The 15499-nt window shown below is 70.9% G+C and carries 12 protein-coding genes and 1 riboswitch; of the genes, 7 read left to right on the top strand and 5 right to left on the bottom strand.

Annotation, left to right across the window (positions count from 1 at the left end):
• Positions 1-63 precede the first annotated feature (63 nt).
• The 5 genes from ABZ154_RS20880 to ABZ154_RS20860 all read left to right on the top strand — a co-directional run bounded on the left by ABZ154_RS20880 (position 64) and on the right by ABZ154_RS20860 (position 6560).
• Entirely contained in the window at positions 64-1530 is a 1467-nt protein-coding gene (locus ABZ154_RS20880) for a GuaB1 family IMP dehydrogenase-related protein (RefSeq protein WP_356834670.1), read from the top strand.
• A 225-nt stretch (positions 1531-1755) separates the two neighbouring features.
• Positions 1756-3213, top strand: a complete 1458-nt coding sequence (locus tag ABZ154_RS20875; protein ID WP_356834668.1) for an aldehyde dehydrogenase family protein — start codon at positions 1756-1758, stop codon at positions 3211-3213.
• Between the two features lie 122 nt (positions 3214-3335).
• Positions 3336-3794 (top strand): Lrp/AsnC family transcriptional regulator, encoded by a 459-nt coding sequence (locus ABZ154_RS20870; protein WP_356834666.1) that lies wholly within the window; start codon positions 3336-3338, stop codon positions 3792-3794.
• Positions 3795-4012: 218 nt separating this feature from the next.
• On the top strand, positions 4013-4810 hold the full coding sequence (locus ABZ154_RS20865; RefSeq protein ID WP_356834664.1) for a carbon-nitrogen hydrolase family protein: 798 nt from the start codon (positions 4013-4015) through the stop codon (positions 4808-4810).
• Between the two features lie 55 nt (positions 4811-4865).
• On the top strand, positions 4866-6560 hold the full coding sequence (locus ABZ154_RS20860) for an NAD(P)/FAD-dependent oxidoreductase (RefSeq protein WP_356834662.1): 1695 nt from the start codon (positions 4866-4868) through the stop codon (positions 6558-6560).
• Between the two features lie 21 nt (positions 6561-6581).
• Here the strand turns inward: ABZ154_RS20860 and ABZ154_RS20855 are convergent, their stop codons facing one another.
• Positions 6582-7283, bottom strand: a complete 702-nt coding sequence (locus ABZ154_RS20855; RefSeq protein ID WP_356834660.1) for a DUF5995 family protein — start codon at positions 7281-7283, stop codon at positions 6582-6584.
• 18 nt (positions 7284-7301) lie between these two features.
• Between ABZ154_RS20855 and ABZ154_RS20850 the strand changes: the two genes are divergently transcribed.
• Positions 7302-7613, top strand: coding sequence for a glycoside hydrolase family 6 protein (locus ABZ154_RS20850; protein ID WP_356834658.1), 312 nt, complete (start codon positions 7302-7304; stop codon positions 7611-7613).
• A gap of 12 nt (positions 7614-7625) precedes the next feature.
• Here the strand turns inward: ABZ154_RS20850 and ABZ154_RS20845 are convergent, their stop codons facing one another.
• Positions 7626-9032 carry a solute carrier family 23 protein gene (locus tag ABZ154_RS20845; protein WP_356834656.1) on the bottom strand — a complete coding sequence of 469 codons (1407 nt, stop codon included), beginning with the start codon at positions 9030-9032 and terminating at the stop codon, positions 7626-7628.
• A gap of 124 nt (positions 9033-9156) precedes the next feature.
• On the bottom strand, positions 9157-10392 hold the full coding sequence (locus tag ABZ154_RS20840; RefSeq protein ID WP_356834655.1) for an MFS transporter: 1236 nt from the start codon (positions 10390-10392) through the stop codon (positions 9157-9159).
• 171 nt (positions 10393-10563) lie between these two features.
• Here ABZ154_RS20840 and ABZ154_RS20835 point away from each other — a divergent pair, with 171 nt between their 5' ends.
• Positions 10564-11745, top strand: a complete 1182-nt coding sequence (locus ABZ154_RS20835; protein WP_356834653.1) for an ROK family transcriptional regulator — start codon at positions 10564-10566, stop codon at positions 11743-11745.
• A 28-nt stretch (positions 11746-11773) separates the two neighbouring features.
• Here the strand turns inward: ABZ154_RS20835 and ABZ154_RS20830 are convergent, their stop codons facing one another.
• Positions 11774-12520 carry an NAD(P)H-binding protein gene (locus tag ABZ154_RS20830; RefSeq protein WP_356834651.1) on the bottom strand — a complete coding sequence of 249 codons (747 nt, stop codon included), beginning with the start codon at positions 12518-12520 and terminating at the stop codon, positions 11774-11776.
• A gap of 127 nt (positions 12521-12647) precedes the next feature.
• The gene (locus tag ABZ154_RS20825) at positions 12648-15023 is read right to left on the bottom strand and encodes a glycosyl hydrolase family 18 protein (RefSeq protein ID WP_356834649.1); all 2376 of its coding nucleotides are present in this window, start codon (positions 15021-15023) and stop codon (positions 12648-12650) included.
• A gap of 299 nt (positions 15024-15322) precedes the next feature.
• A riboswitch (FMN riboswitch) is annotated at positions 15323-15453 on the top strand.
• The last annotated feature ends 46 nt before the right edge of the window (positions 15454-15499 follow it).

The following is a 15499-nucleotide window of genomic DNA, read 5'->3' as shown; positions in this document are numbered from 1 at the left end:
GGGGTCTTTTGCTGTGTCTTCGTGGAAACGACCTGCACCGTTTCGTATGAAAAAATGAGTGTTATGCGCTTTCTTGAGCCGGGCACCGGTCGCTACACAGACTCCTCCGTGGTTCCGTACGACCTCACGTACGACGACGTCTTCATGGTTCCGGGCCGCTCCGCCGTCGGATCCCGCCAGGCGGTGGACCTCTCCTCGCCCGACGGCACGGGTACGACGATCCCGCTCGTGGTCGCCAACATGACCGCCATCGCGGGCCGCCGGATGGCCGAGACCATCGCCCGCCGCGGCGGACTCGTCGTCATCCCCCAGGACATCCCGATCGAGGTCGTCACCGACGTCGTCACCTGGGTCAAGACGCGCCACCTCGTCCTGGACACCCCGATCGAGCTGGCCCCCGGCCAGACCGTCGCCGACGCCCTGTCCCTGCTGCCCAAGCGGGCGCACGGCGCGGGCGTCGTCGTGGACGAGGACCGGCGCCCGGTCGGCGTCGTCACCGACCACGACCTGACCGGCGTCGACCGCTTCACCCAGCTCTCCGAGGTCATGTCCAGGGACCTGGTGGTCCTGGACGCGGACATCGACCCGCGTGACGCCTTCAACAAGCTCGACGGCGCCAACCGCAAGCTCGCCCCCGCCGTGGACAAGGACGGCCGGCTCGTCGGCATCCTCACCCGGAAGGCCGCCCTGCGCGCCACCCTCTACACCCCCGCCACCGACGCTCAGGGCCGACTGCGCATCGCGGCCGCCGTCGGCATCAACGGCGATGTGGCGGGCAAGGCCAAGCAGCTCCTGGACGCGGGCGTCGACACGCTCGTCGTGGACACCGCCCACGGTCACCAGGAGTCCATGATCAGCGCGGTCCGCGCCGTACGGGCGCTGGACCCGCAGGTCCCGATCGTCGCGGGCAACATCGTCGCCGCCGAGGGCGTACGCGACCTGATCGAGGCCGGAGCCGACATCATCAAGGTCGGCGTCGGCCCCGGTGCCATGTGCACCACCCGGATGATGACCGGCGTCGGCCGGCCGCAGTTCTCCGCCGTCCTCGAGTGCGCCGCCGAGGCGAAGAAGCACGGCAAGCACGTCTGGGCGGACGGCGGCGTCCGCCACCCGCGCGATGTGGCCATGGCGCTCGCCGCCGGCGCGTCCAACGTGATGATCGGCTCCTGGTTCGCGGGGACGTACGAGTCGCCCGGCGACCTCCAGCAGTCCGCCGACGGCCGGTACTACAAGGAGTCCTTCGGGATGGCCTCGGCGCGCGCCGTGAAGAACCGCACGTCGGACGAGTCCGCGTACGACCGGGCCCGCAAGGGGCTCTTCGAGGAGGGCATCTCCACCTCGCGGATGTTCCTCGACCCGACCCGCCCGGGCGTCGAGGACCTGATCGACTCGATCATCGCGGGCGTCCGCTCCTCCTGCACCTACGCGGGCGCGGCCTCCCTGGAGGAGTTCGCCGAGAAGGCGGTCGTCGGCGTCCAGAGCGCCGCCGGCTACGCCGAGGGCAAGCCTCTGCACGCCAGCTGGAGTTGATCCCGCAGTTCAGCAACGCGTCCGCCCCTTCCGGTGATTCCTGCCGGGAGGGGCGGTGTCGTACCCGGAGCCTTGTATCACGTTTTGTGTCAGGCCTTGTATCAGGCCTTGCGCGACGCCTTGTACGCGGCCTTTCGAGGTGGCCGGGATCCCGCTTCAACTCTGTTGAAACATAAGTAATATGAAGCGCAATCAGCTGCCTCCCTCTCTGCGGTAAGGGATCTCATGTCCTTCTTCACTGACCTGGCCCATCAGTACATCGACGGCGAGTGGAGGCCGGGGAAGGGGTCCTGGGACATCATCGACTTCAACCCCTTCGACGGCGAGAAGCTCGCCTCGATCCCCGTCGCCACCGCCGAAGAGGTCGACCAGGCCTACCGCGCCGCCGAGCGCGCCCAGCAGGCGTGGGCCGACACCAACCCGTACGCCCGGCGGACGGTCCTGGAGAAGGCGCTGCGGATCGTCGAGGAGCGCGAGCCGGAGATCGCCGAGGCCATCGTCGCCGAGCTCGGCGGCACCCGCCTGAAGGCCGCCTTCGAGCTGCACCTGGCCAAGGAGTTCCTGCGCGAGGCGATCCAGCTCGCCCTGCGTCCGGCCGGCCAGATCCTCCCCTCGCCGACCGATGGCAAGGAGAACCGCGTCTACCGGGTGCCCGTCGGGGTCGTCGGCGTCATCAGCCCCTTCAACTTCCCCTTCCTGCTCTCCCTCAAGTCCGTCGCCCCCGCCCTCGCCCTCGGCAACGCGGTCGTCCTCAAGCCGCACCAGAACACCCCGATCTGCGGCGGCACCCTGCTGGCCAAGGTCTTCGAGGACGCCGGGCTGCCCGCCGGGCTGCTCAACGTCGTCGTCACCGACATCGCCGAGATCGGCGACACCCTGCTGGAGCACCCCGTACCGCAGGTCATCTCCTTCACCGGCTCGGACAAGGTCGGCCGGCACGTCGCGACCGTCTGCGCCGCCCATCTCAAGCGCGCCGTGCTCGAACTCGGCGGCAACAGCGCCCTGATCGTGCTGGACGACGCCGACGTGGACTACGCGGTCGACGCCGCGGTCTTCAGCCGCTACGTCCACCAGGGCCAGGTCTGCATGGCCGCCAACCGGATCCTGGTCGACCGGTCGATCGAGGCGGAGTTCACCGAGAAGTTCGTCGCCAAGGTCGCTTCCCTCACCGTCGGGGACCCGGCCGATCCGGCCACCCAGATCGGCCCGCTGATCAACTCCTCGCAGGCCGAGTCCATCTCCCGGCTCGTCGACGAGACGGTCGAGTCCGGCGCCACCGCCCTGCTCCACGGCCGCGCCGACGGCAATCTGGTCAGCCCCTCCGTACTCACCGGCCTCCCCGCCGACTCGCCCGTCCTCCAGCAGGAGATCTTCGGCCCGGTCGCCCTGCTCGTCCCCTTCGACGGCGAGGACGAGGCCGTCCGGATCGCCAACGACACCCCGTACGGGCTCAGCGGCGCCGTCCACACCGCCAACATCGAGCGGGGGGTGCGGGTCGGGCAGCGCATCCACACCGGCATGATCCACATCAACGACGGCACCGTCCACGACGAGCCGATCGTCCCCTTCGGCGGCGAGAAGAGCTCGGGCCTCGGCCGGCTGAACGGCGAGTCGATGGTGGAGGCCTTCACCACGCAGAAGTGGATCTCCGTCCAGCACGGCCGCTCGCAGTTCCCGTTCTGACCCACAGCCATCTGCAGCCCCTGCGTCGAGCACACCCCTGACGGCGGCTCATGGTCTACTGCGGGAGACGGCACCTGCCGCCTCCCGCAGTAGACCCACCGCAGAGAAGTGAACCGCCCGACGTGCGCCTGAACGACCTCGACGAACGCATCGTCCACGCCCTCGCCGAAGACGCCCGGCGCTCCTACGCCGACATCGGCGCGATCGTCGGGCTCTCCGCCCCCGCCGTGAAACGCCGCGTCGACCGGCTCCGCGCCGAGGGCGCGATCACCGGCTTCACCGTGCGCGTCGACCCCGCCGCGCTCGGCTGGGAGACCGAGGGGTTCATCGAGATCTACTGCAGCCGCAACACCTCCCCGGAAGCGATCAAGCAGGGCCTCGCCCGCTACCCGGAGATCGCCGCGGCCTCCACCGTCACCGGCGACGCGGACGCGGTGGTCCAGGTCTTCGCCGCCGACATGCGCCATTTCGAGCAGGTGCTGGAGCGGATCGCGGGGGAGCCGTACGTGGAGCGAACGAAGTCGGTGCTGGTGCTCTCCCCACTGCTGCGCCGGTACTCGGCGGAGGCTCCGCCCGTCTGACGACCGCCGACAGCCGCCAAGCTTTCGGCCCGCGGAGCAGTGGCGCACATCACCCTGTTGACCTGCGGTGATGCCCGACGCAACAATTCGCCGCCAGGCACCCTTCCCGCGCAACGAATCGACGGTCGGTGCGCAACACTCGTGCCTTGTCCGGGCCGATCCGGGCCACGTACCTTCGATACGTCTCCCCACCCCGCCCGCACCGTCCGAGGTCAGCCATGCCGTCGTTGCGTACCGCCCTGCTCCAGAGTTCCGGACGGCCCGGTGCCGTCGCCGAGAACCTGAAGGTGCTGGACGAGGCCGCCGTGCGTGCCGCCGGGGCGGGCGCCCGGCTGCTGGTCGCCCCCGAGCTGTTCCTGACCGGGTACGCCATCGGCGACGCCGTCCCCGAGCTGGCCGAGCCCGTCGACGGCCCCGGCGCCCAGGCCGTCGCCGAGATCGCCGTACGCCACGGCCTCGCCGTCCTGTACGGCTACCCGGAGCGCGACGGCGAGCGGATCTTCAACGCGTCCCAGCTCATCGGCCCCGACGGCGCGTCGCTGGCGAACTACCGCAAGACCCACCTCTTCGGCTGTTTCGAGCAGGAGTGGTTCACCCCCGGCGGGCGAGCCGTCGTCCAGGCCGACCTGGACGGCATCCGCATCGGCCTGCTGATCTGCTACGACGTCGAGTTCCCGGAGAACGTCCGGGCGCACGCGCTGGCCGGCACCGACCTGCTGCTGGTGCCCACCGCGCAGATGCACCCGTTCCAGTTCGTCGCCGAGTCCGTCATCCCCGTACGGGCCTTCGAAAGCCAGATGTACGTCGCGTACGTCAACCGCACCGGCCCGGAAGGCGAGTTCGAGTTCGTCGGGCTGAGCTGCCTGGCCGGCCCCGACGGCACCGTGCGCACCCGCGCCGGCCGCGGCGAGGAGCTCGTCGTCGGCGAGGTGGACCCGGAGTTCCTGGCCGCCTCACGCACCGCCAACCCCTACCTGCGCGACCGCCGCCCCGGTCTGTACGGCTCCCTCGGCTGAGCCCGCCCTCCACCGCTTCCCTCCCTTCAGTCTTCGCGCAAGGAGTCCGTACCCCATGACGTCCACGGTGCCCAACGCAGTCCAGCACACCGACGCCGCCGCCCCGCCGATCACCATGTTCGGGCCGGACTTCCCGTACGCGTACGACGACTTCCTCGCCCACCCGGCCGGCCTCGGCCAGATACCGGCGACCGAGCACGGCCAGGAGGTCGCCGTCATCGGCGGCGGGCTCTCCGGCCTCATCGCGGCGTACGAGCTCATGAAGATGGGGCTCAAGCCGGTCGTCTACGAGGCGGACCAGATCGGCGGCCGGCTGCGGACCGTCGGCTTCGACGGCTGCGACCCCTCGCTCACCGCGGAGATGGGCGCGATGCGCTTCCCGCCGTCCTCCACGGCGCTCCAGCACTACATCGACCTGGTCGGTCTGGAGACCCGGGCCTTCCCCAACCCGCTCTCCCCGGCCACGCCCTCGACCGTCGTCGACCTCAAGGGCGAGTCGCACTACGCCGAGACCATCGACGACCTGCCCCAGGTCTACCGCGACGTGGCGAACGCCTGGAACGCCTGCCTGGAGGAGGGCGCCGACTTCTCCGACATGAACCGGGCGCTGCGCGAGCGCGACGTACCGCGGATCCGGGAGATCTGGGCCAAGCTCGTCGAACAGCTCGACAACCAGACCTTCTACGGCTTCCTCTGCGACTCCGACGCCTTCAAGTCCTTCCGGCACCGTGAGATCTTCGGCCAGGTCGGCTTCGGCACCGGCGGCTGGGACACCGACTTCCCCAACTCCATCCTGGAGATCCTCCGGGTCGTCTACACCGAGGCCGACGACCACCACCGCGGCATCGTGGGCGGCAGCCAGCAGCTCCCGCTGCGCCTGTGGGACCGCGAGCCGCAGAAGATCGTCCACTGGCCGCTGGGCACCTCGCTGGCCTCCCTGCACGGCGGCGAGCCGCGAGGCGCCGTGACCCGGCTGACCCGTACCGCGGGCAACCGCATCACGGTCACCGACGCCACCGGCGACATCCGCACCTTCCGGGCCGCCGTCTTCACCGGCCAGTCCTGGCTGCTGCTCTCCAAGATCGACTGCGATGACGCGCTCTTCCCGATCGACCACTGGACGGCGATGGAGCGCACCCACTACATGGAGTCGTCCAAGCTGTTCGTGCCGGTGGACCGGCCGTTCTGGCTGGACAAGGACGGGACCACCGGCCGCGACACCATGTCGATGACCCTGACCGACCGGATGACCCGGGGGACGTACCTCCTGGACGACGGCCCGGACAAGCCCGCCGTCATCTGCCTCTCCTACACGTGGTGCGACGACAGCCTGAAGTGGCTGCCGCTCTCCTCGCAGGAGCGCATGGAGGTCATGCTCAAGTCGCTCGGGGAGATCTATCCGAACGTCGACATCCGCAGCCACATCATCGGCAACCCGGTCACCGTCTCCTGGGAGAACGAGCCCTGGTTCATGGGCGCGTTCAAGGCGAACCTGCCCGGCCACTACCGCTACCAGCGGCGGCTGTTCACCCACTTCATGCAGGACCGGCTGCCCGCCGACAAGCGCGGCCTCTTCCTCGCGGGCGACGACATCTCCTGGACGGCCGGCTGGGCCGAGGGCGCCGTGCAGACAGCGCTCAACGCCGTGTGGGGCGTCATGCACCAGTTCGGCGGGGCGAGTGACCCGACCAACCCCGGCCCCGGCGACGTCTTCGACGAGATCGCTCCGGTGGAGCTCCCGGAGGACTGAGCCGGGATTTCCACGCGGGCGTCAGCGGCACGGGGTGAGCAGGAAGCGCACCACCAGCCCGGCGCCCGCGTCGGTCTGCCGCCGGAACTCCTCGGCCTGCGAGGAGAATCCGCGCAGCCGCCGGAGCACCCCGGCCGCCGACCAGGCGGCCTCGCGGGCCCGCTCCAGGCTCCACGAACTCACCAGGTGGGTCAGCGGATCCGCGATCCGCAGGAGATCGGGGCCCGGCATCAGGTCGTCGTGGATCCGCTCCTCCAGCGACGCGAGGAGATCACCCACCCGATCGAACTCCCCCTCCAGCGCGGCCGGTTCGCAGTCCCGCGTACAGCAGACGTCCGCCACGGCCAGGGCCAGGTCGTGCGCGACGTGCGCATGGAGCCCGGCCAGGGCGAACTGCACCGGGCGTACGCCGGGGTGGCGCCGGTACGGGAACAGCGGACGCCAGCACTCCGGCGGACGCCCGCCCGCCTCCGCCGCGTCGAGAGCCGCCAGATAGCGCTCGGCGAGCCGTACCTCCAGCGTGCCGGCGGCCGCCCGGGGCACGCCGCCACCGTGACCGGAGCTCCCGCGCACCGTCGTCAGGTAGGCCTCATGGAAGACCCCGACGCCGTCCCCCGGCGGCCACCGGCGGTGGAACGCGCGCATCCGCTCCCGTACGGTGCCCACCCCCGCGACGCGGGTGCCGGGGCCGGCCGGTTCCGTGAACTGTTCGATCTGCGTCATGGGCGGAGCGTCCCAGCCATGGGCTCGGCACGGCCCCGACCGGCCTCAGGTTCATCGGAACGGACGAACGACGGTGCCGGAAATGGGATACGAGGAGTGCCGCGCGCATACGCGCGCAACGCCGCATCACCCACCGGGCACGCCGTCGGGGCGCCCGGTGGGTGGTGCGATCCCGACGGCCGGGCGCCGGGGCAGCCTCCGACGACGCAGACCGGCGAGCGTCTCATCGACGCGTATCTCCGGGTGAAGCCGCCGGGGGAGTCCGACGGCTGGCCGGCCGCGCCGGGCGCCTTCTCCCAGGAGTGCGCCCACGGGCCGGCCACCGGCTGAGCCGGGTCGGGCTCAAGCCTTCCCGGGCCCCGGCTTTCCGTCGCCGGACTCCTCGTCGTACGCCGACGTGCCGGAGTCCAGCAGCGGTTCCTGGGTCTTCAGGTGCGCCGGGGCGAAGGCACGCAGCACGTGGTAGCCGGTGATCACGACGAGGGTGCCGAGCGCGATACCGCCCAGCTCGAAGTTGTCGCTGATCTTCAGGCTGACCCCGCCGACGCCGATGATGATGCCCGCCGCGGCCGGGACGAGGTTGAGCGGATTGCGCAGGTCCACCCGGCCGTTGAGCCAGATCTGCGCACCTAGCAGGCCGATCATCCCGTACAGGATCACGGTGATTCCGCCGAGCACCCCGCCCGGGATCGCCGCGACGACCGCGCCGAACTTGGGGCAGAGGCCGAAGAGCAGCGCGAAGCAGGCCGCCGCCCAGTAGGCCGCCGTGGAGTAGACCCGGGTCGCCGCCATCACGCCGATGTTCTCGGAGTACGTGGTGTTGGGCGGGCCGCCCACGGCGGTGGAGAGCATCGACGCCGCGCCGTCCGCCGCGATGGCGGTGCCGAGCTTGTCGTCCAGCGAGTCGCCGGTCATCTCGCCCACGGCCTTCACGTGTCCCGCGTTCTCCGCGACCAGCGCGATCACCACGGGCAGGGCCACCAGGATCGCGGACCACTCGAAGGCCGGGGCGTGGAAGGACGGCAGGCCGATCCAGTCCGCCGAGCCCACGCCCGACAGGTCCAGGCGCCAGTGGTCGACGGCCTCCGCCCCGCCCGCAGGAGAGTGGATCTTGCCGAGGACCAGGTCCAGCACCCAGGAAAGCAGATAGCCGAAGACCAGCCCGAGGAAGATCGCGATCCGGGAGAGGAAGCCGCGCAGGCACACCACGGCCAGGCCGGTGAACAGCATCACCAGCAGCGCGGTCCACTGGTCCTGCGGCCAGTACGTGGACGCGGTCACCGGCGCGAGGTTGAAGCCGATCAGCATCACCACCGCGCCGGTCACCACGGGGGGCATCGCCGCATGGATGATCCGCGCGCCGAACCGCTGCACCGCGAGGCCCACCAGGAACAGGACCGCGGCGACCACCAGCACCGCACCCGTGATGGTCGCGCTGTCACCGCCGCTCGCCCGGATGGTGGCCGCGACCCCGACGAAGGAGAGCGAACACCCCAGATAGCTGGGGACCCGGCCCTTGGTGGCCAGCAGGAAGATCGCGGTCGCGACGCCAGACATCATGATCGCGAGGTTCGGGTCGAGACCCATCAGCACCGGGGCGACGAACGACGCCCCGAACATCGCCACCACATGCTGGGCGCCGAGTCCGAACGTACGCGGCCAGGAGAGCCGCTCGTCGGGGCGGACCACCGCCCCGGGCGCGGGGGTCTTCCCGTCGCCGTGCAAGGTCCAGCGCACGCCGAGGCTCATGGTTGCTCCCTGAAGGTCTGCTCGGTGTGCCGGCCGGTCTGCGACCCGGTGTTCGGTGTTCACCTGCGGAAAAGATCAGCGCCATGGTAGTGGTGCGGCGGGGAGCCTCACCGTCGGGGCGGGCTCAGCTCCCGGCCGGGCTCTTCGCCGCCCCGCCGCCCAGTGTCGCGCCGGAGCCGGTGACCTTCCGGTCGCCCGCCCGCAGGACCCCGGCCCCCACCACCAGGCCGAACGCCAGCGCGGTCACCAAGCCGAAGGACACCACCAGCGAGGTCCCCTCCGCCAGCGCACCGATCGCGGAGGGGGCGATCAGGCTGGAGGTGTACGTGATGGTGGCGACGCCCGCGATGGCCTGGCTCGGGTTCGGCCCGCTGCGCCCGGCCGCCGCGAAGGCCAGCGGCACCACGACCGCCACGCCCAGGCCCAGCAGCCCGAAGCCGCCCATCGCCGCCGCGGGGGAGGGCGAGAGCACCACGAGCAGCCCGCCCAGGGTGGCCAGCGCCCCTCCCACCCGTACGGTCCGCACCGCGCCGAACCGGTCCACGATCCGGTCCCCGGCGAGCCGCGCCACCGCCATCGTCAGGGCGAAGGCCGTGGTGGAGGCGGCGGCGACACCGTCCGAGCTGCCCAGAACGTCCCGCAGGTACACCGCCGACCAGTCCAGGCTGGCGCCCTCCGCGAACACCGCGCAGAACCCCACGGCCCCGATGATCAGCGCCGACTTCGGCGGCAGGGTGAAGCGCGGCGGCGGCTCCTCGTCCGGCTCGCTGCGCAGATCCAGCACGCCCCGGCAGGCGAGCAGCCCCAGCGCCGTCAGCACCAGCGCGGCGAGCGTGTGGTGGAGACGGGCATCGGCGCCGACATGGGCGGCGACCGTGCCCGCCGCCGAACCGATCAGCGCGCCCACGCTCCACATCCCGTGCAGCCCCGACATGATCGACTTGTCGAGACGGTTCTCCACCTCCACGCCCAGGGCGTTCATCGCCACGTCGGACATCCCGGCCGTGGCCCCGTAGACGAACAGGACGGCGCACAGCGTCAGCAGGTTCGGCGCCAGGGCGGGCAGCACCAGGGCCAGCGTCCACAGGGCGAGCAGCCCCCGCAGGGCGGTCCGGGCGCCGTAGCGGTGGCTGATCCGGCCCGCCAGCGGCATCGCGATCGAGGCGCCGATCGCCGGGAAGGCCAGGGCGAGACCGAGCTGGCCGGCGCTCACCCCGGCGTGGTCCTGTATCCAGGGCACCCGGGTCGCGAAGCTGCCGGTCACCGCCCCGTGCACCGCGAAGACGGTGGCGACGGCGACCCGGGCCCGCTTCACCTGCTCCATGCTGTAGACCGTGGCGGCGGTCGGTTCCTTCGTCATGCGGCTGTGCCCTCCCTTGAGGAATCCGGTGCGCGGGGCCTCTCCGGCGCTTCCGCTCCTCACTGCGTCGCGTAAACTATCAGGAACCTTGCCTGATAGATAGTTCTTTCGGGCCGCTCCCAGGCACCGACCCGGGACAGAGGCTCCGCAGTGGTCTGGAAGGATCCCGGTATGCCCGCATCACCGAGCACGGCTCGGGCCATCAACGACCGACTCGCCCTGCAACTGCTCCAGCAGGACGGCCCGTTGACGGCCGCACAGCTCAAGACCCTGACCGGACTCTCCCGCCCCACCGTCGCCGACCTGGTCGAACGGCTCCAGGGAGCCGGGCTGATCCATGTCGTCGGCGAGTCCGGCGCCGTCCGCCGGGGCCCCAACGCCAAGCTGTACGGGATCGTCTCCGACCGGGCCCATCTCGCCGCCCTCGACGTGCGCACCGGCAGCGTTTCCGTCGTGGTCGCCGACCTGCTGGGGACCACGCTCGCGGAGGCCACGCTGCCCATCGCTGACGGCACCGGGACCGGGCCCGCCGTCGACCAGGCCGTCGCCCTCCTGGAGCGCACGGCCCGCGAGGCGGGGTCGGTGCCGCTGCACAGCGTCGGTATCGGGGCCCCCGGCCTGATCGACCCGGCCACCGGCGAACTGCGCGACAGCTCCGGACTGCCCGCCTGGCACCGGGGCCTCGTCCGGGTGCTCCAGCGGCGGCTGCCGGCGACGGTGCTCGTCGAGAACGAGACCAACCTCGCCGCAGTCGCGGAACACCGGGCCGGGGCCGCCCTCGACCGCGAGACCTTCGTCCTGATCTGGTTGGGCCAGGGCATCGGGGCCGCCGTGATGCTGGACGGCAAGCTGCGGCAGGGCGCCTCCGGGGGAGCCGGGGAGATCGGTTTCCTGCCGGTGCCCGGGGTGGCCGGGCTGCCGTCGGCCGTCGACTGCGACGGCGGCTTCTACTCCCTGGCCGGCTCGGCGGCCGTCTGCGGACTCGCCGCCCGGCACGGCATCGAGCTTCCTGGTGGAGCGGCGCCGGAAGCCGCCGCCGTGACCGCCGTACGCGCCGCGCTGGCGATGGATGACCGGGGGGAGCCGTTCCTGGACGAGCTGGCCGACCGCCTCACCCTCGGGGCCGCGGCCGTCGTCTCGGTCCTGGACCCGGGCTGCGTCCTCCTGGCGGGCGCTGTCGGCGAGGCCGGCGGGGCTTCGCTCGCCGCCCGGGTCGAGGAGCGCCTCGCCCTGATGTCACCGCTGCGCACCGAGGTCAGGGCCGGCTCGCTGGGGGACGGGGCCGTACTGCGCGGGGCCCTGATCACCGCGAGGGACGCGGCGCAGGACGCGCTGTTCGCGCCGGGCGGCTGAGCTTTCCCACCGGACCGCCGCACGGTGCTCAGCCCGTACGCCGGTGGTGCCGCGCCAGGAACTCCTCGAACGTCACGGCCCCCACCGCGTGCTCCGGGCTCAGATGGCCGCCCCTCCGGAACCCGGCGTACGCCTTCCCCGCCAGCCGCACCGGCACCACCCGCCGCCTGCGCCCCGTCGCGCGGAGGTAGGCGCCCGCCAGGCCGGTGAACTCCCGGACCTCGGGCCCGCCCAGGTCCGGCACCCGGCCCGCCGGAGCACCGAGCGCCAGGGCGGCCAGCCGGTCGGCGACCTCGCCGCTGTCGACGGGCTGCACCGACACCCCGGCGGGCACCGGCAGCACGGGGAGCTTGGCCGCGCCGGAGACGACGGACAGGACCAGGTCGTGGAATTGCGTGGTCCGCTGGATGGTCGCGCCGAGACCGGAGTCCTCGATCATCGCCTCGACGCGGTGCTTGAGCGTGTAGTAGCCCAGCGGCACCCGGTCCACGCCTACGATCGAGATGTAGACCAGATGGGGCACCCCGGCCCGCTTCGCGGCCTCGATCAGGAAGCCCGCCGCCCGGTCGTCGCCGCCGCGCGGCGAGCTGGCGCAGTGCACGATCACGTCCACGCCGTCGACTGCCGCGTCGAGCCCCTTGCCGTCCCGCAGATCGACGGCGTACGAGGGGGAGCGGCGGCTGAGGCCACGGACGTGGGCTCCTTCGGCGCGCAGCCGTTCGGCGACCTGGCGGCCGAGTGTTCCGGTGGCGCCGGTGACCAGAATCGTCGTCATGGGGCCAGCCTGCCAGAGGCGGGATCCGGTGGCGGCGGGAGCGCGGGAAGCCCCGGCGGTGGACGCCGGGGCTTCCCGTGTGGTGCGGGGAGGTCACAGGAGCGATGAGCTCACCCCCGTGCAGGAGCTAGCAGGCGCCGAGGTCCTTCCAGACGCCCCATTGGCCGGTGGTGCCGGGCTTCTCGCCCTTCGTCCACCACGAGGCCTTCCACTGGCGGCCGTCCTGGCTGACGGTGGAGCCGCCGCCGTACTCGGTGGCCGCGTTCCACGCCGGGGCCGAGCAGGTGCCGCCCGGCTGCGTCGGGGTCGGGGTGGGGGTGGGGGTGGGACCGGTCGGGTCCGGGGTCGGGGTCGGGGTCGGCGTCGGGTCCGTGCCGGTGCCGGGCTCCACCAGGGTCGTACCGCGGGCCAGGTCACCGGCGAGGGAGTAGGACTTGCCGCCGAAGGTCACGGTCCAGTTGGACGGGGTGGAGGTCGGCAGGTAGTAGACGAAGTCCAGCTCCACCGAGGCGCCGGGGGCCAGCGTCTGCCAGGCCGGGAGCTTCAGGGAGACCCGGTTGTAGGGACCCTTGAGCCCGCCGGTGTTGTTGGCGGCCGTGTGGTCGCTGCGGATGATCGACGTACCGAAGCCGGACTGGTCCTTGGCGTTGGCCGGGGCGGAGGTGGAGTAGTCGAACTGGAACTCCGTACCGCCGGGCAGCGTGGCCTGGGTCCGGTTGGTGATCCTCAGCTTCGGGCTGATCGGGTAGTTGGAGTCACCGAGTGCGAACTGGCCGAAGGAGACGTCGATGTCGACCGCCTGGGCCGGCAGGTCGACCGTGGAGCGCTTCGCACCGTACGGGGCCGCCGACTTGAAGGCGTCGTACATCGCGGTGGTCAGCGTGTTGCCGGTCTCGTACTGGCCCTTCGCGGCGTTCCACCGGTAGTCGCCCGCCAGCTCCCAGATCATCGTGCCGCCGATGCCCTTGTCGACCACGTAGTCGGCCTTGCGCTTCACCGACTGCTCGTCCTCGGTGGAGAGGAAGACCTTCTTCTGGGCGTTCCACAGCCACGGGGCGACCAGCGTGGAGTCGTACTTACGGACGTAGGTGCCGGTCAGCTGGGTGTTCGCGGGGAAGCCGTAGTCGGTGAGGTAGTCGCCGGCGATGCCCTTCTCCAGGTTCTTCGCGTGCCACATCGGGTTGGAACCGGCAGGCGATTCCTTGCCGTTGTCGTCCTTGTCGTGCCACAGGTTGTCGATGCCGACCGCGCCGTCACCGCACTTGGTCAGCCCCGCGCCCGCCGGGCAGTTCGTCGTGGCCGCCTTGCCCCACAGGCCGTCGGTGCCGCCCTGGACGTTCTGGAAGCCGCGGGTGTAGTACGGCAGGCCGATGTTGATCCGGCCGGCCGGCATCGAGCCGCGGAAGTAGTGGTAGGCCCAGTCGGTGTTGAGGTAGCCGACCCCGCCGTACTGCGAGGTGGTGTACACACCGGCCTGTGCCAGCTCGTTGTCCTTGCCGTCGTCGAACAGCTGGGCGTTCGGGCCGACGTACTCGTTCCAGGCGCCGTGGAGGTCGTAGGACATGATGTTGACGTAGTCCAGGTACTTCTGCATCTGGTACGTCTCCATGCCCCGCAGCAGGTAGCCCGAGGACGGGGCGGCGACGGTCAGCAGGTAGTGCTTGCCGTCGGCGGCGCCCGCGCGGTCCAGCTTCTCGCGCAGTGTCTTCATCAGGGCGTCGTAGCCCTTCACCAGGCCCGCGCGGCGGCCGTTGGCCAGCGTGTGGTCCATCGGGTTGCCCGCGTCCTTCATGGACGTCGCGTACTCGTAGTCGATGTCGACGCCGTTGAAGCCGTACTTCTTGATGAAGGTGACGGCCGAGTCGGCGAAGGTGTTGATGCCGCTCTGGTTGACCGAGCCGTCGGCGTTGGTCGCCATCGAGTAGAAGCCGCCGGAGTTGACGCGCTTGCCGTCCGGACCGAAGTAACCGCCGGTCTCGGCCCAGCCGCCCACGGAGACCAGGGTCTTCACGTCCGGGTGCTGCTTCTTGTACTTGGTCAGCAGGTTGAAGTGCCCCTTGTAGGGAAGCGCCGGGTCCATCTCGGCGCCTGCCACACCGGGCCAGGTCATTCCGGTGGAGGCGTTGTCGGCGTTGTCGGGGCCGACCGAGAGCTTGTTGGAGCTGTCGACGTGCGCGAAGGCGTAGTTGAGGTGCGTGACCTTGTCCCAGGGGATGTTGGGGACCAGGTAGGCGTCCTTGCCGTCCTTGCCGGTACGCCAGTTGGTGAAGTAGCCGATGACGCGGCGCTTGTGGTCGGCACCCATCTTCTCGCGTCCTTCACCGTCGTAGACGGTGCAGTACGGGGTGTCGACCCCGGGGGTCTTGTACAGCCCGTCGGGGCGACAGGACTCGTGGTCGGTGGCGGCGGCCGACGGAGTGGCGGCGAGGGAGGTCATCAGCAGGCCGGCGACAGCGGCGCCGGCGGCGAGCAGCGTGGCTCTCGCTCGGGTGGGGGACAGCATGTGGACGTTCCTCCTGGGGAGGTCGGCAGAACACAACTGGCAAAAGGGTGGGTCGTGTCGGGGTCCCGGTGTGCGCACACCGTCGGACCGAACCTCGGAGGTGACGCAGAGATTAAGAGGACTAGACCAGTGCGTCAATAGGTCTGGACCTTTAGCGGTCAACTTTCTCGATGACTACGTTGTCGGCATTTCGCCGACTTCCCGCCGACGGGTTCGCGCCAGGTGCTCTGTGACCCAGCCCACAGTGTTCGCCCGCATGGCCGAGGAGCGTCCGTGGCAGACTGGTTCCGTACCAGTAGCAGCGCACTCCGGGGTCGGTGCAATTCCGAACCGGCGGTTATAGTCCGCGACCCGTCCGCAGCCAGCGGCCGGTTGACCAGGTGGGATTCCTGGACCGACGGTTAAAGTCCGGATGGGAGGCAGTGCGCGGCGGGTCGTCATCGGGTACGCCGCCGTAGGCGGACGCATGGCCGGGA

It is taken from the genome of Streptomyces sp. NPDC006261 (genome assembly GCF_040613515.1).
In the GTDB taxonomy this organism is placed as follows: Bacteria; Actinomycetota; Actinomycetes; order Streptomycetales; family Streptomycetaceae; genus Streptomyces.
This window is presented reverse-complemented; position numbering and strand designations above follow the sequence as displayed.